The following is a 17,556-nucleotide window of genomic DNA, read 5'->3' on the forward strand; positions in this document are numbered from 1 at the left end:
TCAAAGCCCCTTAAACTCACCGCCGTCGATCAAATATCCGGTGCCGGTCACGAACTTCGTTGCTTCGCCGCAGATCGAGGCGACGATGGCCCCGAAGTCCTCCGGGCGCCCCATGGCTTTCGGGCTTGCTCCGAGTTCGCGAACACGATCGGTTGCGTGCGGTCCGGCAAATACGGCATTCACGGTAACACCGTGCTCGAACAGCGCAGGAGCCGCACTCTTCGCCCACGCCCATAGCGCGCTGCGGGCTGCGGCCGAGAGAGACAGAAAATCCTTTGGCCCTTTGACACTTGTCGACGAGACAATGACGATCCGCCCGCTCTTGCTCTCGCAAAGATGCTTCGCCGCCGCCCGGATGAGCCTTACCGCCGGATAGAAGGTGGTATCGAAGGCGCGAACGAAATCCTCGTCAGTTGCCTCCAGCGGCTTCATCGGAGGAGGCCCCGGCGTATTGACCACGACAATGTCCAACCGTCCGTATGCCCTGATGGCACAGTCGACGGCGCGCTCAGCCGTCATCGGGTCGAGCAGATCAGCAGGCATTGCGGTGCATCGGGACGGGTTTTCGGCCTCGAGCGCAGCCAGATCAGAGGCACTTCGCGCGAGCGCCACTATGTTTGCGCCCTCGGCCACCAAGGCTTCGGCCGTGGCGCGACCGAGGCCGCGGGACGCAGCGGTAATCAACGCGACCTTTTGATCGAGTCCCAAATTCATTTCATTTCACCGAAGCATGTAGTATACTAGATACAGAGACGTAGTGAACGGTCCAATCTCCTGGGTCCATCGATGCCTTCCTTCAAACCTCTTGTTCGTTCCGACAGCCTCGCACAGCAAGCCTATGTGGCGATCAGACGCGCGATACGCGAAGGCAGGATCGCTCGCGGCGAACTGTTTTCCGAAACCACGTTTGCGAAATCGCTCGGCGTATCGCGCACTCCGGTCCGCGAGGCGCTGTTGGATCTCTTTCGGGACGGGATTGTCGAAATCGTCCCGAAGCGCGGTTTTCGCCTCGTCGAGCTCGACGATGCCGCGATCGACGAGATTCGCATGCTGCGCATCGCCCTCGAGCAGCTGGTTGTGGAGCGGCTTTGCGCGACGGCCACGAATGAGGACCTCGGTGAACTCCGCACTATCGCGAGCGGCAAAGGGCGCACTCGCGACGATATGTTCGGCCTCGACGAGACACTGCACATGCGAATGGCCGAAATCGCAGGATTGCCGCAGGTCAGACGGGTTCTGCTCGGTGTCCGCGGCAAGATGTACCTCATCGCGAGCGGCGCCAGAATTACAAAACTCCGCAATGAGGTGGTTATGAAGGAGCATAACGAAATCCTCGACCTCATTGCGAAGCGCAGCCCTGCGGCAGCCAGAACGGCCATGACTGAACACATCAAGAAATCTATCGACGCGTTTCTGGCTGCTCGCGAGCCGCGTTCCGCACCTCAGCAATATGCTGAACAGCCTTCGTAACGGGATCGACGCGCACACGCCGACGGACCCCACCGGGATAATCCGCTTCATACTCCCGGATGGCTTCGCCTTCGGGGAAACTCGTGAAGAATGACTCGTGAATTGGAGAGTCGAGCGCTCCCAGAATGTGCAGCGGCTTGTCGCCATGGCAGGCGAAGCTGTGTACGGCCCGAGGCGGTATAATGACGCAAGCCGGTGCTTGCAGAACCCGCGTCTCCTCGCTCACTTCGATGGTGATCGTACCCGCGAGAACCAGGATCTGTTCCTCATAGGTGTGCCAATGCGCCGGCACTCCGATGCTGCCAGGCTCGAAGATCTGTTCTCCGACACGAATCTGCTGAGCGCCATCGATCTGACCTGACCAACTGCGGCTCTTCACGCCGGGGCGCCATTCTTCCCATTTTCGATCGCCAACCGAGACCGCGACAACTGACATAGCGCTTCTCCCTGAATCAAGATTTCGATGGACGATCGACGCCGACGCCCGAGATACACTCGTAGTATCGTTCGCTGGTCCAACCGCATGACCGCGCGAAATAGAGCAGCGCCATCGGGTGAGCACCGGCCTGCCATAGCGCGCCGATGTCCTGCTTTTCGATCGCAGTGCGCAAATCGTTCGTGAGACCGGACGTCTTCAGAACCTGCGCGGGATCCTTGGCGTACGCTCCGGCCTGGCCTCCGCGCGTGACGTCGATCAGAAACTGTGTGAGTGCGGCGGAGCTCATGCAGCCTCCCAGACAAGCTGATGCACACCACTGTTCCACCCCGTCACGTACGGGATCGCGGTGACCACTTTGGGTCGCTGGGGATACATGGCCCCGGCGACGGCAACCCAATTCCGGATCTCGTGGGTGCCATTGCCCGCCGCATCGATCTCCGCGTCCGAGATGCGAGACAGTGCATCGAGATCGCCATTTGCCAGGGCGCCGAGGAAACGCTGGTCAAATGTCGGATCATTGCGCTCCGGTCCGGGAGCGCCGACGGTATGCGATATGCCTCCGGTGGCCAGAAGGCCAACGCGGCGCCCGAGATTCGATTTCGAGAGCACTTCGCGGACCGCACGCCCGAAGTTGCGACAGCGATCCAGCGACGGCAGTGGCTTGAAGATGCTGTTGATGATCACCGGGACGATGGCGATGCCCGGCGGAAGGTTCATCAGAGCTAACGGCAGCACGGTGCCGTGGTCAAACAGGAGCTCGCTCGAGTGGGCCACGTCGTATCCGCAAGCATAGAGCTCGCTCACGAGATTCCCGGCGAATTCCGGATCCCCTCGCCGCGTCACCGGCCTCAGGTTGAAATGAGGCTCGGGGAAAGCGTTGTGGCTTTGCCCGATGCCGACCAGGAACGGAGCGGCAAGCCGGGGCTGCAAGTTGACGATGTGCTCGCTGGTGAAAGCGATGACCGTATCGACGCCGCCATCAATGAACAGCTGCCCGAGACGTGCAAACCCGTTTATCGTCGCCTCGCGGTCATTAGCCGGAGCGCGCTCGGGCCAGCCGGTAATGTAGGGAAAGTGTACTGTTGCTGCAGCCAACACGGCGCTACTCCTTGTCAGAGGTCGGTTCAGAAGAAGACGCTCAAGCCCTGTTCGGTGAACGCCTGTCGATCGAGGACCACCAGACGTGATCTCAACCGGAAACCACCCGGAATAGGCATCAGAACATCGTTCCTTTCGCCCGTAAAACTCTGATCGAGATTCCACCTGTGCTGGTAGAGCAGAAGGTTGCTGCTTGCCGCGATGGTCCCGTCGGGCTGATGCACGAGATCGAGAAGCTGGATGAAGTACCGCAGCCTGGACGTCGGTTGCTCCACCCACGACTGCTTGCTCTCCAGCTTGGCGACGCGAGCCTTCAGCAGTTCCAGGTCCTCATCGTAATATCCGAGCGCGTCGTCGGCAGCGACCAGCCCGTTCACCGTCGACGTGGTCACAGGCACCCGGTATTTGATGCTCTCATCCATGAGTTCCAGCCACTGCCGGTACCGATGACCCTGCAGCAGGAGAATTTCAGTGCGATAGAACGCTTCGATCTCCCTCCGGAGATCGTCGGACACGACGCCGGCGTCTTCGCGAACCGCATCTTCGCTCATCGATCGCCCTCCGTCATCAACTTGGCCCACTGCCGATAGTAGGCGCGCTGATTGGCCTCGGTCATAAGGATGTCGCTGGTGGAGCCCACAAACGGGGGACCGTACCGGTCCACAGTCGGACCTTCACGGCCGACCCCCATCTCGTAATTGAGCCAGCCTTGACGACCTATGCGCCCGCGCATCGAATCCTGAATGCTCTGCCACACGTCTCCGTCGTCCTGCTCGAAGATGCCGCTGGGGCCGAACGCCAGGGAGTAGCGCTTGCGCACTTCGCGCTTGAGGTCCTCCGGCAATGCACGATCCACGATCAAGCAGGAGTGGATTTCGATCTTGTCGACACCGCGCGGATGCCAGACGCGGAAGGTCCGGAAGCGGGCCGTGTCCATGAAGGAAAGGTTCGGAAAAATCGTCCCAACTCCGACGGGAACGAACGCGGCGGCCTTCTCTCCGTATTTGGCCACAAGCTGCGCCCGCATGTTGTCCATGAAGCCCTTGTATTCGGTCTGGACCGCATGACCCTGCTGTGCACCACCTCTCTCGGAACCGATCGAGTGCCCGTTGCCAGTGTGAATGCAGTAACCGTCATTGCTGAGCTGGCTGCGATAGCCCATCTCGACGCCGGCACCATGCGTGACCGGAACGTGATAGTGGTCACCGGCGAAGTTCTCTGCCGGGATCTTCCAGTTCACACCGATGGTCCACTTGTGGAGACCACCCAGCAGCTCCGTGCCGCCCTCCATGCGAGCCAGCATGAGATCGAGATAAAAGGTCATCTCGCCGAGATATTCGCGAAGAGTCGGCGCGGCCGGATCCCAGGTCGCGAAGATCAGACCATGAATTGAGTCGATCTTCGCAACCTCGCGCAGGCTGTGCTTGCTGCGATCGAAATTCTCACCATAGACCTGCCCGAGCCGCGGAACGCTCATCAGAGCGCCCTCGCTGTTGAACGTCCAGCCATGATAGGGGCACTTGAACGTCGACGAACGACCGGAATCGGCGCGGCAGATCTTCGTGCCCCGATGGGTGCAGCTGTTCAGATAGCCCCGGAGCTTACCCGCCTTGTCGCGCACGACAAGAACGGGATCCTCCGCCATCGTTGTCGTTAGAAACGACCCGTTCGCTTCCAGCTGGCTCTCATGGCCGACGAAAAGCCAGCACTTCGCGAAAATCCGCTCCTGTTCGAGACGATAGAGCTCTTCATCCACAAACAGCCTTCGGTCCACGGCAGAAGCGTCCGCATTCACCAGTTCGCCGGAACGGAAGCTTCCGATCCGCGCATCAGGCGGAACGGGTGGCGGCTGTAGACCGGCCAGTTCAGCGTGCTTGGCGCGCTCTCCCATGATCGCCTCTCCTTGGTGTAGTATGTAGTATACTACAAACACGTTGCTTCTGCAAGCGTCATTTGCCTGCATCAGGCTTTTGCCTGCATCAGGCTTTCCGTCGCGGGCCTAGATACTGTGCCGCAATATCCTCGCGGGACCGCATCTCGGCCGCATCAGCGCGCGGCGAGATTTCGCCCTGGCGCATGACATAGGCGTACTGCGCCACATCGAGCGCAAGGCGGGCATTCTGTTCGATCAGCAGAATGGACATCCCCTCTTCGCGCAGGCCAACGATCCACTCGAACATCTGGTTGACGAAGTTTGGGGCGAGCCCGAGCGAGGGCTCGTCGAGCATGAGAAGCCGCGGATTTCCCATCAGGGCGCGGCCGAGCGCCAGCATCTGGCGCTCCCCGCCCGATAGCGTGCCTGCCTGTTGCGTCCGCCGCTCCGAAAGCCTCGGGTACTTCTTGTAGACGAGGTCCAGACGATCTCTTCTCGAATGGCGCGTTGCCTTGACCGCCATTGCTCCGAGCAGCAGGTTGTCCTGGACGGACATCGAACCGAACAGCTCGCGCCGCTCCGGCACAAGGATCATACCGCGACGGACCTTCGATTCAGGCGGCTCGTCGCTGACGTCACGTCCCTGAAATACGATTGAACCGGAGCGCGCAGCGAGCCCCATTAGTCCGGAAAGCAAGCTGGTCTTTCCGGCTCCGTTTGCTCCGATGATCGTTGTGATCGTACCAGCGGCGACATCGAGACAGGCCTGGTTGACGGCCAGCTTCTGTCCGTAACGTACGTCCAGCCGGCTTACTGTCATCAACGTGCTCATGCGGCACTCCTGGGGCGGCCCAAATAAGCCTCGACGACGCGCGGATCGTTCAACACAGTGGCGACCGATCCCTCCGCTATCTTTGTTCCGAAATCGAACACAACGACCCGGTCGGCGATCTGGTCTACGAAATCGAGATCGTGCTCGACCACGAGAACCGCGACTCCGCGTTTGCGCAGTTCGTCGATCACCGTGGCAAGCGCCTGCTTTTCGGCAAAACGCAGCCCCGCGGCCGGCTCATCAAGCAAGACGATGACGGGGTCCACCATCAGGGCTCGTGCAACTTCGATGATGCGCTGCTGGCCAAGTGCGAGGGAACCCGCCTTCTCATCCCTGACCTCGGTGAGTCGCAGGCGATCAATTTGAAGAGCCGCCTCAGCCAGCAACGCGGCCTCCTTGCGGCGATCGAGCCGCAGCGCGGCGGAAATCAGACTGGTGTTGCCGCGAAGATGGCCGCCAAGTGCGACATTCTCAAGTACAGTCATGTCGTCGTTCAACTGCGCATGCTGGAACGTCCGGGCAAGACCACGTTTCACGATCGATCGCGGAGATTGACCGTCAACCCGTTCGCCAAGGAGGCTGACCGCACCCGCCGAAGGCTCGGCCAGGCCACTCAACAGATCGAATAATGTGCTTTTCCCGGCCCCGTTGGGTCCCACCAGCGCAACGACCTCGGCGGCGCCGACGTCCAGGCTCACCTCATTGAGTGCGCGAAGACCACCGTAGTACTTGCTGACACCCTTGGCGCTCAGAACTACGCCGCCCCGGGCTGGCTTCTCGACGGAATTGAGTGCCTCTCTTGCCGACCCGGTCAGCCTCGAATGCAGTTGCAGCGAGCCCGGCAGGAGTGACACAACGCCGTTGGGGGCGAAATGAAGCAACAGCAGCACGACCACGCCGAAGGCGACAATTTCATAGTTGCCGGTGGTCTGCACAAGGCTTGCAAGGTTCGTCTGCAGCAGGCTTTTCGTTACGACGACAAGGAACGGACCAATCACGGCTCCAGCGAAGTGCGAAAGCCCGCCGATAAGGCTCATGAAGAGATATTCAACGCTTGCGTTCAGGTTGAACGGGTTCGGATTCACGAATCTAAGAAAATGCGCCTGAAGCCATCCTGACAGCCCCGCGGTTGTCGCCGCGAGAACGAAGACGGCGAGCTTGTAGCGTGAGGTGTCGATACCGAAGGATTCGGCCATGGCCTTCGAACGGACGACGCGAATAGCACGCCCGGGCCCGCTGTCGAGAATGTTGATGGTGATGAGAAGCACGGCAGCTTCAAGCGCCCACACCAGGACGTTGAACGGAATGCGCTCATCGTTCCCGGTCATGAGAAAGAGCTGGGGCAGCCCCGATATGCCATCGTATCCGCCAAGCCCGGGCACGTTCGCCAGAACATAGTAGAAGCCGACGCTCCACCCGAGCGTGCCGAGGACAAGATAGTGGCCCGACAGGCGTACCGTGATCCATCCGATGACGAACGCAAAGGCGACCGTCAGTCCGAGACTTGCAAATAGAGAAACCCAGGGCGGAAGGTGGCCCTGCGTCGTCAGTAGGGCGGTCGCATAGGCACCGACCCCGACGAAGGCCGCTTGCCCGAATGAGGCAATGCCGGCCTGGCCCGCCATGACGCAGAGGCCCACGCAGACGAGTACATTGATGCCGACGGATATGACCAGCGTGAGCCAGTAGCTTGACAGAACAACGGATGATGCCGCGATCCCCAGCGGTACCAGCAGCGCAATTGTTGTTAGGCGTCTCACTCCCCGGCCTCCTCGCCGCGTCCTGAAATCTGCGTTACCGACATGTAGAGAAGCATCGGGACCAGCAATGCGAAGACGATGCTGTCTTTGAGGGCCGAGGCGTAGAATGCCGCGAATGAATCAAGCAGCCCGGTCAGAAGCGCTCCGAGTGCAGCAAGCGGAAAGCTTGCCAATCCTCCCACGACGCATCCAACGAACCCCTTGAGCGCGAGCAGGAACCCCGAGTCGTAGTAGACGTTGGACAGCGGTGCGATCAGAATGCCCGATACCGCTCCAATCAGGGATGCAAGACCGAATGCCGCCGCGCCGGCAATGTCTGAAGAGATGCCGACCAGGCGAGCACCGACGCGATTGATCGATACCGCACGCAAAGCCTTGCCCGGCAGAGTATGGTGGAAGACCAACCAAAGCGCCGTCGTCAGCAGAAGGAAGACGCAAAGCATAAAGATCAACTGAGCGGACAGCCATATCCCTCCGAAATCGATCCGTCCTCGAACGAGCGGTAACGCTCGGAACCCCTCGGGCCCGAACAGCGGCAGCATCAACCCCTGCAGTACGTAGTGAACACACATTGCCGCAAACAGCAGCGTCAGAATTGAGGATCTGCATATGTTGCGGAACGCGGTCCAGTACAGCAGCGGCCCCATCGGGGTGATGAGACAGACAACCGTGGTGATCTGCAGCCACGCCGACTTTCCTGCCGGCGGGTAGAACGTGGCGCACAATCCGATTGCAAGCGCGAGCAGGCAAATTCCATTCTGAAGACTCCAGAGACGGGAGTTGCGTTCGCGGACGAACTGTATCGCTGAAAGCACGAGGCAAAGGAGCGCCAGCGGCATCAGCAACCAGGCCGCGCCCGCGACCTCACCCCGCTGCACTTGAACCAGTGTGACCGCCCCAAGCACCACGAACTCGCCCTGGACAACAAACAGAACGCGCGTGACGAGGAAGACCAGCAGTATGGCGACCCCGAGCAGCGCAAAGACAATCCCGTTCGTTATTCCATCCTGGGCAAGAAGAAGCGCAACGGTCGGATTCATCGGTCCGCCTCCCCTGCTCAGTTCGCCAGGTAGTGGTATGCGCCGTCCTTGACGACGACCAGAATGCGGGATCGTTGATCGACGCCTTCATGATCCTCGGCGGTATAGCGATAGACGGCGTGCGTTCCCGCGATCTCCTTTCCGGCCTCGAGCGAGCCGCGAAGGGCATTCCTGAACTCCGCCGTACCCGGTTCGCCGGCACTCAGTGCGGCCGGTACGGCAGCGCTGATGAGCAGCATCGCGTCCCAGGCGTATCCTGCAAAAGGATTGCGCGTGCCCTTTCCCCATCTCGATTCGTAGGCGGACACGAAATCGATTGCTGCCTTCTTGGTCGGATATGAATCCGGCAACTCGTCCGCCACGACGAGCGGCCCCGTGGGGGCAATCGTTCCTTCCATTGCGGCACCGCCGGCCTGCAGGACGGCACGCGAGACACTTCCGTGAGAATTATAGAGCGGGCCCTCGTACCCGCTGTCCCGAAGCGTCAGATTGGGAAGCACCGCCGGCGAGCCACTCGCCCCGATGAAGACCGCGTCCGGCTTCGTCGCCAGGATCTTCAGGACCTGGGCGGTGACCGACGCGTCGACCCGATTGTATCGCTCGTTCGTCGAGATTGTGATTCCCTTGGCCGGAGCCAGCCGAACGAGCGCGTTGTAGTTTTGATCACCCCAGCTATCGGTAAACCCGATATATCCGACCTTCTTCACACCTTTTGCGGCCATGTGGTCGACCACCGCCGAGACCATCACCGGCACGGCCTGAGGTACGCTGAAGATCCACATCCGCTTTGCCGCCGGGACCGAGACAGGTGCCAGGGAAAGCTGCGGCGTTTTGCTCTCAACGGCGACATCGAACATCGCAATGGCCCCCGGAGGCGACGTCGAACCGAGGATCGCATCGACCTGCTCCTCATCTGTGAAGCGGCGGGCATTACGGACCGCCGCCGCGGGGTCGCCGGCATCATCCAGCACGATCCACTTCACGGAATGGCCGGCGATCTGAGACGGAAACAACTCGGCCGCCTGTTTGTATGGAATACCGATTGACGCCGCGGGCCCTGTGAATGTCCCGGTAATCCCGATGCGAATTTCGTCGCGAGCTGACGCCGGCGTAAGCAAGACAACGGCCCACATCATCCAGACGGCAGGACCCAAAACATTGCGCATGACGCTTCTCCTTCTTGCTTCCATGAAGTATGTAGTATACTACACACGAGAGCTGTCAAGCGAGCGCCGCGGGTACTTGCCTCGAGGTATGCCTCAAGGTTGAATTCGCGGGATTTGGACAGAGCGGCCGCAGGAGGACAAATGCAGCGTCAACTTGAGAACAAGGTGGCATTCATCACCGGCACGACGACCGGCATCGGCCGCGCCGTCGTGAAGCGCTTCCTCGCCGAGGGTGCCCGTGTCGTTGGGCTCGCCCGTAGCGCCGCACAATCGGGGGATATGACAGACGGCTATATATCTCTCACAGGCGACGTACGTTCAGCGTCCGACAATCAGCGAGCCGTTCAAACAGCGGTCGAACGCTTCGGCGGTCTTGATATTTTCGTGGGGAACGCCGGCATCTATGACAATCGCTTTCCGTTTGCCGAGTTCTCGCCGTCAACTCTCGAAGCGACGTTCGACGATATCTTCGGAGTGAACGTCAAAGGCTACATGCTCGGTGCACAGGCAAGTTACGGTGAACTGTCGAAGCGGCGGGGGTGCATCATATTCACGAGCTCGATCTCCGGCACGCACGCGGGTTTCGGCGGTACTCTGTATGTTGCAGCGAAGCACGCCATCACGGGATTGACCAAGCAACTCGCGCTCGAACTCGCTCCGTCCGTGAGGGTCAATGCGATAGCGTCCGGTTACGTACCGACCAATCTGCGAGGCTCGGAAGGTCTTCCGGAGAGCGCTCGGACGCCTGCGCCGAGAACTGCGGCCGACATGCCATTGGAGGTTCTGGGAACACCGGACGATCACGCGGCGGCTTATGTCTTTCTGGCATCGGACGCCTGTTCTCGAACCGCGACCGGCACGATCCTGACGCTCGACGGAGGCTCCACGCTTCGGGGACCTGGATCTCCAAACAGGACGTGAAGGTCAGCGCCATTTCGTAAGCATCGCGGTGAAGTCGCCGGCGACTGGAATCACGCCCTACTCCGTTTCAACCGCACAATTCGTCATTGCAGGCCCGTTCCCCGCTGAGAGAGCGTTCTTCATCTCAAGGAGCCCCGGACCACAATCCGTGTCTCAAACCGTGCAGTTTGTCTTCTCACTGGCGGCATAGGCTTGCCTCGCCGTTGTTCGCTCAAGATATGGGACCGCGCTATCGCAAATTCCCACGCCACAGTCGATCGCCCAGGTAAGGAACGTCGTGAGAAGGATGTCCGCCGTCGCGAATTGGTCACCCATCAGATAGGTTCGTCGATCGCGCAATGCGACATCAACGTTTCGGAGTTGGCCACGAAAGTACTCGCCGGCTTGCTGCACGACTTCCGGCGCATGACCGCAAATATGTGCCAATCCCTTCACCGTTCCATGCCGCCGCATCCTCTTTTCGTTCGCGGACAAACTCGCGAAGACGTCGCAAGCTTGAGTGATGAGAAGCGGATACACCGGTACCCCCATCGTCGGCTTTCCCTCCAAGGGAGGAGGCCAGACAGCGGGTGGCGCTTTCCAGTCCGCCTCGCCGCAAGCAAGCGCGTGGCGAACCGAGGATGCGCTCGCACCGGAGCAGGCGGCCGTCGCGGTTTGATCGCAGTCGCACACAGCCGGATGGCCGAGACGCGGCGCGGCTCGGTTCACAAAACCTCGGTGCGGCCAAAGGCGCACGCGCCCGGACAGGAGCACGATATTAAACATGATGAGCTCTGAGGCCGAACAGATCGGCTGCACGACGCGACCGATCGATAGCTTCAAGTCAACCACTGATACTGACGTTACAGCGCCGAAAGGCACGGCTTTCGAATCACGTCCTACGAGATGATGGGTAATAAGGTACTCACGTCGATCCGCCTGCGCATTTCGGCGAGCACGGCGCGACAATCGGCAAGATCCCGCTCAAGCGCCGTGGAGCCCTATCCGAACCGCTGTTGTCGGATCGCTCGAGCGAAGACCTGGTCTCATCGTCCTCGCAAAGATTTTAGGTACGTCGCAATCGCCTGCCTGTCCTCCTCAGTCATCTTGGACGTTGATAGGTCGACAACCTCAGCCATTGGCCCGGCGGCCGCGGCGGTCCGATTGTGTCCTGTCTTGAGGTAAAGCGCTATATCCTCGACCGTCCAACGGGCTAAGCCCGCGCGGCTGTCGCCCGTGATATCGGGGGCCGACCATCCCTGTAGGCTCGCGCCTTGCAGATACTGATCCACGCGTTCCCCCCCGAGCAAGGTCTTCGGCGTGTGACAGGCTCCGCAATGCCCAGGACCATCGACAATGAACTTGCCGCGATTCCATTCGGCAGACCTGACCGGATCCGGCTTGTAGCTACCCTCCTGAAAATAGAGCGCATTCCATACAGTCATCGCAGCCCGAATGCTGAACGGGAAAGGAAGTGTCTTGGGACTGCGCGAGTTTCGTACCGGCTGCAGCGAGTTGAGATAGGCCCGTATCGCCAGTACGTCCTCACGGGACATCTTGGTGAAGGCATTGTATGGCATGGCGGGATAGAGATGAGCACCGGTCCGTCCAATGCCCTTTCTCAGCGCGGCCTCGAATTCGTCGTCGCTCCAGGTTCCGATGCCGGTTTTCACGTCGGGCGTGATATTGGCCGACGCAATATTGCCGAAAGGCGTCTCGATCAGCCGCCCTCCCGAAAACGGCTTGCCGCCGGGAGCGGTATGGCAGCCAGAGCAATCCGATAGGATAGAAAGGTAGCGGCCGCGTTCGACCTGAGTGAATTCCTGCGGGCTCAATGATCCGGCGCATGCGCGCCAGACCATCACGGGAGCGAATAGCACCGCGACAGCCGGCGCGCCAGCTCGAAGCGTTTTGAGCATCATCTTTCTCTGTCGGTCGGCAGGCGATCACCCTGGGCGCGGGACATGCAGCCACCCTCTCTCCGAAACATTCTGGTGTGAGGCAACCGGGCTACCTCCGTGATGCGCCCTATCGCGGCTTCGCCACTGCAAGGTGCGCTCAGCAAGCGGCGCTTTCCGTCGCTCGGTCACGAAATTCGCTCGACCGTCGGCGTGAAGACATAGCCGACGCCGCGCTCGGTACGAATCATGGAAGGCGCGCTCGGATCGGTCTCGAGCTTGCGGCGCAGGTGAAGCACCTGCACATCGATGCTGCGGTCGAATACATCCTCGTGGACGCGCGTTGCCTGCAAGAGATATTCACGCGACAACGGCCTCTGCGGCGACTCGATGAAGGCTATCAAAAGCGCGTATTCTACCTTCGTGAGCGCGATCGGTTCGCCGGAAGGGTTGGTCAAGCGGCGCAATCGCCGATCAATCTGCCAGCCGCCGAAACGACAGCGACCGTTCTCGACACTACGCTGGGTGAATGCCGTAGCGGTCTCTCGCCGCCTGAGGATGGCTTTGATCCGGGCGAGGAGTTCCCTCAGGCCGAATGGCTTCGTGATGTAGTCGTCGGCCCCCAGTTCCAAGCCGACAACACGATCAATTTCGTCGCGCCGCTGACCCGTGGTGATGATGACCGGAATGTCCGACTGCGCTCGAATCTCACGGAGTAGGTCGAGGCCGTCGGCCTGTCCGAGGCGAAGGTCCAGCACGACGAGGTCCGGCTGATCGCGTGCAAGAATACCGGGGACCTCATCCCGTCGCGAGGCTGAGATGGTACGGATGTCGTGGTCTTCGAGATAGCTTGTCACGAAGCGCTGCATGGTCATGTCGTCCTCGACGACAAGACACGTGCGGGCTCGGCGAACCGTGCTGTCCGATTTAGGCCTTTGTCCGTGCAAACCGAAACTTTCGATATCAGGTTGTTTGAGAAGCGCGACCGGGGCACACCGTGCGTTGGATCATTCCGGCTTTCTCCGGTGCTCCACCGACATATAAGATCGGCATCCGAGGATCGTCGCACACATTTTCGAGAGCGGCTCTTGGAAGACGTAGATCTTCTTCTCGAGAATCCGAGGCGCTGAGATCGCCGGATCTCTTCCATTACAATTGTAGCGGGACGCGCCATCGCCTGATCGGGCGCTCGTCGGCGGCAGGTGCTGTTCCGATCCAAGTTCTCCAGCTCATCGAGACTTACTCGCCGCCGATCCGATTCTCGATACGTCTGTTGCGGCTGCAATGAGTTCTCCTGAAACTGAAATCCGAATGCAAGAATGCCCGGATATCCGGATCTGCTTCAAACGCCTCGGGGGTTCGAGGCGAAGCCTTGCCTTGCTCGACCAGAATGCAGGATTGGAGTTCCTCATGACATTTGCGCTCAACGATTCGAGCCCGATCAATCTGGCAGCCACGGATATGGGATCTGGTGACTTCTCGGATCGTCTTGCCGTAAGCCAGCGTGGTCCTGTAACTCTCGTTCAGCTATCGCGGCCCGCCAAGCGGAACGCGATAGACGCCAAAATGATGGATGCGATCCGGTCGGTTTTCAGTCATCTTCCACAGGGAACGCGTGCCGTCGTCCTGCATGGTGCAGGCGAGCATTTCTGCGCCGGCGCCGATCTGGGGGATGTCGCTGGGCGCGACGGAGCTGACGCGATTGCCTTTTCCAGGAGCATGCACGAAACGCTCGACCGCATCGAATATGGCAGCGTTCCCGTGATTGCGGCATTGCACGGTGGCGTGATCGGAGGCGGTCTCGAACTGGCCGCTTCGGCGCACATCCGCGTGGCTGAACGCAACACGTACTTTGCCCTGCCGGAGGGCATCAGAGGCATTTTCGTTGGCGGGGGTGGTGCCGTCCGGATTCCGCGCCTGATCGGCAGCAGTCGGACGATTGACATGATGCTGACCGGTCGCAGGTACAGTGCCGAGCAGCATGAGATCGGCTTCTCGCAATATGTCGCCGACAACGGAACTGGCCTGGCGACCGCCATCGAACTCGCAGAGAAGATCGCAGCGAACGCCCCCATGACCAATTTTGCCGTGGTTCAGGCATTGCCACGCATCGCAAGGGCCGATTCGGAAACCGGTCTGCTGATGGAGAGCCTCATGGTTACACTCGCCGTAGGCGACCGTGAGGCGAAGACCCGCATCCGTGACTTCCTCGAGAAGCGCGCCAGCAAGGTCCTGCACAACCCGGTGGCGGAGTGAGGCAGATCCAGCGCCAATCAGTTGGTGATCCGCGCCGCCTTGTTGGCGAGCGCCACCGAGACGAGGCGCGCCCGGCGACGCCGCCTCTCCATTATGCGGTTAAGCCAGCGTGCTTCTTCAGCGAAGCGCTTCGATCCGATAGGATCAGGCCCGTATTGCGAAAGGCCTGATCCACCTAGCGGCTTACGCGAAGTGCGGAAAAGGTGACTTGTTGGTGCGTCAGCGATTAATGACCGGCTATCCCCGACGTCATTGCGCCTTCTGCCAAGTTGGACCCATAAGACGGCACCGAAATAATTGCTGGTGCGGCAGAGGCGTTGCGGTTCCGCCATTGCTCGCCTGCCAAGATGCGGTCCTTCGCTCGATTGTGGTGGTCCCTGGGAGCAGCAGTCGCTTCTGCCGCCAGAAAAGCAATTGCCGGGACAAGAAGCGCGAGGAGGATTTCGTTTCGCATTGTTATCTCCGTTTGGTTTGCCGAAAACGCGGATTGCGCCTTTCGCATCTGCGATCGTCGTCAGCCGGACGCTCAGTGGCCGACACGTTCATCGCATCGCAGGGAGATGGCGTGGGCCAGCGTTCTCGAAAATCGTACCAAGGTACTGGTTATACGTTCGTCTTGGCTTAGCCATACCTTTGGGTGGTCACGACAAGCCGACGGTCGATCTAGATCGCAGAACCCATGGGTGATGTATTTGCATCGTCCCCCCAAGCAAAGCGCATGCGATTATTCCGGGAGGCCGATCAGCCGAAGGCCGGCATCAAATGCAGCCAGGTCGGCGGGGCGGCGCAGCGGAAACATGTTGGCAAACTTCGAGGCAGCCGCGGTTGGGTCTATTTGGTGTAGCCGTGCGACGGCCTTCCGCGCTTCGGCGTCTCGCCCTGCCACGGCCGAACTCACCGCGGTCAAAATGGCTGCCGTGACGTAGCCTGGACTGTGCCTCGAGGCCCTCTGGGCCCAGGAAAGTGCTTCTTCGTACCGTCCGGCGAAGAAGTGGGCCAGTCCAATGCCGGTTTGCACGATGAAGATGAGAGGGTCGAGCGGACTAAGGCGCATCGCGCGGTGCAAATGATCTATGGCAAGGTCCGGCTCGCCAAGAAAGATATTGACCCACCCGCTAAATCGCCATGCTGCCGCAAAATTAGCATTGAGCATGAGCGCACGTTCGATCAGCGCACCCCCATCCTCAAGTTCTCCAACCACATAGGCAAGTGCGTAGCCGGCATGAGCAAGGGCCACCGGATCATTCGCACCGAATCGTGCCGCAGCGCGGGCCAATCGTTCCGCTTCGCCGGCTTGCCCTTCCCGATCGCTTGCCCAGCCGTTTGCCTTGCACCAGACATAACAATAAGCGCACATTCCGTAGGCCGCGGCAAAATTCTCGTCCGTCCCGATCGCGCTTTGAAAATTCTGGAGGGCCTCGAGGTTGGCTTGTCTCGTGACTTGATAGATATTGGCCATACCGCGCAAAAAATAGTCGTGAGCGGCCAGGTTTTCGGTCGGCTTGCGCTTGGCCCGTTCGATTTCGACCTGTTCAAGCCTGGGCGAGATCGCCCCGATAACGTTCCTGGTAACTTCGTCCTGCAGCTCGAAGATATCATCGAGGCAGCCGTCAAAATGATCCGCCCACAAATGCGCGCCGGTGGGTGCGTCTATCAGCTGCCCTGTGATGCGAACCCTGTTTGCTACCTTGCGAACACTTCCCTCGAGCACGTAGCGCACGCCGAGTTCGCGGCCGACCTGCTTTATGTTGACTGCCTTGCCCTTGTAGGTGAAGCTCGAGTTGCGCGCGATCACGAATAGCCAGGTCATGCGCGATAATGCCGTGATGATGTCCTCGACCATGCCATCGGCGAAATACTCCTGTTCGGGATCTCCGCTCATGTTGGTAAAGGGCAGCACCGCAATGGAAGGCTGGTCGGGAAGCGCGAGTGTCGGCACATCGGCATCCATCGGCGGGCATGCATTCGCAACCGCCCGCGCTCGCCAAGCTCGTATCGGCTCGGGGATGTTCTTCAACGATTGATAGCCCATATCGTCATAGGCGATCTTCGTTTTGCCTCGAATCTGGCGGTGAGCATCGTCGGAGATGCAGATGCCGCCGGGCTCGGCGATTCCCTCTAGCCGCGAGGCAATGTTGACGCCATCACCAAAAATGTCGTTGTCGTCGATGATGATGTCGCCAACATGGATGCCAATACGCAATTCGAGGCGCTTGCCTTCGGGCACGCCGATATTGCCGTTGGCAATGCCTCGTTGAATCTCGACAGCGCACCGGACCGCTTCCACCGCGCTGATGAACTCGACCAGCATGCCATCGCCGGTGGTCTTGACGATGCGGCCCCGATGCTCGGCAATCTTGGGGTCGACAACCGCCCGCCGGCACTGCTTCAGTCTTGCCAGCGTGCCCTCCTCATCCGCATTCATGAGACGGCTGTAACCGGCGACATCCGTTGCGAGCACGGCCACAAGCCGTCGCTCAATCCGCGCCGCGGGCTTGCGGTCTGTTCCGAGTAGGGAACGTCTCCGTCGGGGGCGGTCGGGAGAGACGGGAGCGCTGCGGTGTTGTACCGCCTCAAACCGAGAAGCAGGCTCCTCGGCAGATGGCATGGTGCACTCGTCGTCTCGTCCTGTTCTTGATCCATCAACGATCGGCGCGGATGTCATGGTCAGCTCCACCCCCGCAGGTTCATCGGGCGTCGTCGGTATAAATGTTCAGGCCGTTCCGACGTGGTTTTCGAACGTCGTCCTGAAGTACTGGAGGTCGCCGGCCATTTACACTGTTTGGTGAAATATTAGCGCTTGTCGCAGCGGACTGCGCTGCGG

General features: G+C 60.2%; 18 protein-coding genes. 3 read left to right on the top strand and 15 right to left on the bottom strand.

The features are described from left to right. Complete coding sequence (locus CI41S_RS23130) at positions 1 to 714, bottom strand: SDR family NAD(P)-dependent oxidoreductase (RefSeq protein WP_139861719.1); 714 nt, start codon at positions 712 to 714, stop codon at positions 1 to 3. 72 nt (positions 715 to 786) lie between these two features. On the opposite strand from CI41S_RS23130, the gene CI41S_RS23135 reads away from it, so the two are divergent. Beyond that, positions 787 to 1,470 carry a GntR family transcriptional regulator gene (locus CI41S_RS23135; RefSeq protein ID WP_139861720.1) on the top strand — a complete coding sequence of 228 codons (684 nt, stop codon included), beginning with the start codon at positions 787 to 789 and terminating at the stop codon, positions 1,468 to 1,470. Here the strand turns inward: CI41S_RS23135 and CI41S_RS23140 are convergent. From CI41S_RS23140 to CI41S_RS23180, 9 genes are all read right to left on the bottom strand, one after another. Further along, positions 1,400 to 1,906 carry a cupin domain-containing protein gene (locus CI41S_RS23140; protein ID WP_139861721.1) on the bottom strand — a complete coding sequence of 169 codons (507 nt, stop codon included), beginning with the start codon at positions 1,904 to 1,906 and terminating at the stop codon, positions 1,400 to 1,402. The genes CI41S_RS23135 and CI41S_RS23140 overlap by 71 nt on opposite strands. 16 nt (positions 1,907 to 1,922) lie before the next feature. After that, positions 1,923 to 2,195: a hypothetical protein gene (locus CI41S_RS23145; RefSeq protein WP_139861722.1), complete on the bottom strand. Its 273-nt coding sequence runs from the start codon at positions 2,193 to 2,195 to the stop codon at positions 1,923 to 1,925. Then, entirely contained in the window at positions 2,192 to 3,007 is an 816-nt protein-coding gene (locus tag CI41S_RS23150) for a DODA-type extradiol aromatic ring-opening family dioxygenase (RefSeq protein WP_172628147.1), read from the bottom strand. The genes CI41S_RS23145 and CI41S_RS23150 overlap by 4 nt, the downstream gene beginning before the upstream one ends. Positions 3,008 to 3,033: 26 nt before the next feature. Further along, entirely contained in the window at positions 3,034 to 3,558 is a 525-nt protein-coding gene (locus CI41S_RS23155; RefSeq protein ID WP_139861724.1) for an aromatic-ring-hydroxylating dioxygenase subunit beta, read from the bottom strand. Then, the gene (locus CI41S_RS23160; protein WP_172628148.1) at positions 3,555 to 4,898 is read right to left on the bottom strand and encodes an aromatic ring-hydroxylating dioxygenase subunit alpha; all 1,344 of its coding nucleotides are present in this window, start codon (positions 4,896 to 4,898) and stop codon (positions 3,555 to 3,557) included. The genes CI41S_RS23155 and CI41S_RS23160 overlap by 4 nt, the downstream gene beginning before the upstream one ends. 88 nt (positions 4,899 to 4,986) lie before the next feature. Further along, positions 4,987 to 5,712 (bottom strand): ABC transporter ATP-binding protein, encoded by a 726-nt coding sequence (locus tag CI41S_RS23165; RefSeq protein WP_139861726.1) that lies wholly within the window; start codon positions 5,710 to 5,712, stop codon positions 4,987 to 4,989. Then, positions 5,709 to 7,472 (bottom strand): branched-chain amino acid ABC transporter ATP-binding protein/permease, encoded by a 1,764-nt coding sequence (locus CI41S_RS23170; protein ID WP_139861727.1) that lies wholly within the window; start codon positions 7,470 to 7,472, stop codon positions 5,709 to 5,711. The genes CI41S_RS23165 and CI41S_RS23170 overlap by 4 nt, the downstream gene beginning before the upstream one ends. After that, entirely contained in the window at positions 7,469 to 8,512 is a 1,044-nt protein-coding gene (locus CI41S_RS23175; RefSeq protein ID WP_139861728.1) for a branched-chain amino acid ABC transporter permease, read from the bottom strand. Before CI41S_RS23175 ends, CI41S_RS23170 begins: the two co-directional genes overlap by 4 nt. Positions 8,513 to 8,529: 17 nt before the next feature. Beyond that, complete coding sequence (locus CI41S_RS23180) at positions 8,530 to 9,678, bottom strand: ABC transporter substrate-binding protein (protein ID WP_244626647.1); 1,149 nt, start codon at positions 9,676 to 9,678, stop codon at positions 8,530 to 8,532. Between the two features lie 141 nt (positions 9,679 to 9,819). Between CI41S_RS23180 and CI41S_RS23185 the strand changes: the two genes are divergently transcribed. Beyond that, positions 9,820 to 10,599 carry an SDR family oxidoreductase gene (locus tag CI41S_RS23185; RefSeq protein WP_139861729.1) on the top strand — a complete coding sequence of 260 codons (780 nt, stop codon included), beginning with the start codon at positions 9,820 to 9,822 and terminating at the stop codon, positions 10,597 to 10,599. 153 nt (positions 10,600 to 10,752) lie between these two features. Here CI41S_RS23185 and CI41S_RS44515 read toward each other — a convergent pair whose 3' ends face one another. The 3 genes from CI41S_RS44515 to CI41S_RS23200 all read right to left on the bottom strand — a co-directional run bounded on the left by CI41S_RS44515 (position 10,753) and on the right by CI41S_RS23200 (position 13,423). Then, positions 10,753 to 11,364 (bottom strand): glutathione S-transferase family protein, encoded by a 612-nt coding sequence (locus tag CI41S_RS44515; protein ID WP_244626648.1) that lies wholly within the window; start codon positions 11,362 to 11,364, stop codon positions 10,753 to 10,755. 260 nt (positions 11,365 to 11,624) lie between these two features. Beyond that, entirely contained in the window at positions 11,625 to 12,497 is an 873-nt protein-coding gene (locus CI41S_RS23195) for a c-type cytochrome (RefSeq protein ID WP_244626649.1), read from the bottom strand. A 167-nt stretch (positions 12,498 to 12,664) separates the two neighbouring features. After that, positions 12,665 to 13,423 (bottom strand): response regulator, encoded by a 759-nt coding sequence (locus tag CI41S_RS23200; protein ID WP_283813130.1) that lies wholly within the window; start codon positions 13,421 to 13,423, stop codon positions 12,665 to 12,667. A gap of 514 nt (positions 13,424 to 13,937) precedes the next feature. Here CI41S_RS23200 and CI41S_RS23205 point away from each other — a divergent pair. Continuing rightward, complete coding sequence (locus CI41S_RS23205; RefSeq protein WP_139862136.1) at positions 13,938 to 14,732, top strand: crotonase/enoyl-CoA hydratase family protein; 795 nt, start codon at positions 13,938 to 13,940, stop codon at positions 14,730 to 14,732. Between the two features lie 226 nt (positions 14,733 to 14,958). On the opposite strand, the gene CI41S_RS23210 is transcribed toward CI41S_RS23205, so the two are convergent. Together CI41S_RS23210 and CI41S_RS23215 are read right to left on the bottom strand one after the other, a co-directional pair. Continuing rightward, the gene (locus CI41S_RS23210; RefSeq protein ID WP_139861731.1) at positions 14,959 to 15,186 is read right to left on the bottom strand and encodes a hypothetical protein; all 228 of its coding nucleotides are present in this window, start codon (positions 15,184 to 15,186) and stop codon (positions 14,959 to 14,961) included. Between the two features lie 270 nt (positions 15,187 to 15,456). After that, positions 15,457 to 17,199 (bottom strand): adenylate/guanylate cyclase domain-containing protein, encoded by a 1,743-nt coding sequence (locus CI41S_RS23215; protein WP_244626650.1) that lies wholly within the window; start codon positions 17,197 to 17,199, stop codon positions 15,457 to 15,459. Between the last annotated feature and the right edge of the window lie 357 nt (positions 17,200 to 17,556).

Source organism: Bradyrhizobium ivorense, from assembly GCF_900696085.1.
Classification (GTDB): Bacteria; Pseudomonadota; Alphaproteobacteria; order Rhizobiales; family Xanthobacteraceae; genus Bradyrhizobium; species Bradyrhizobium ivorense.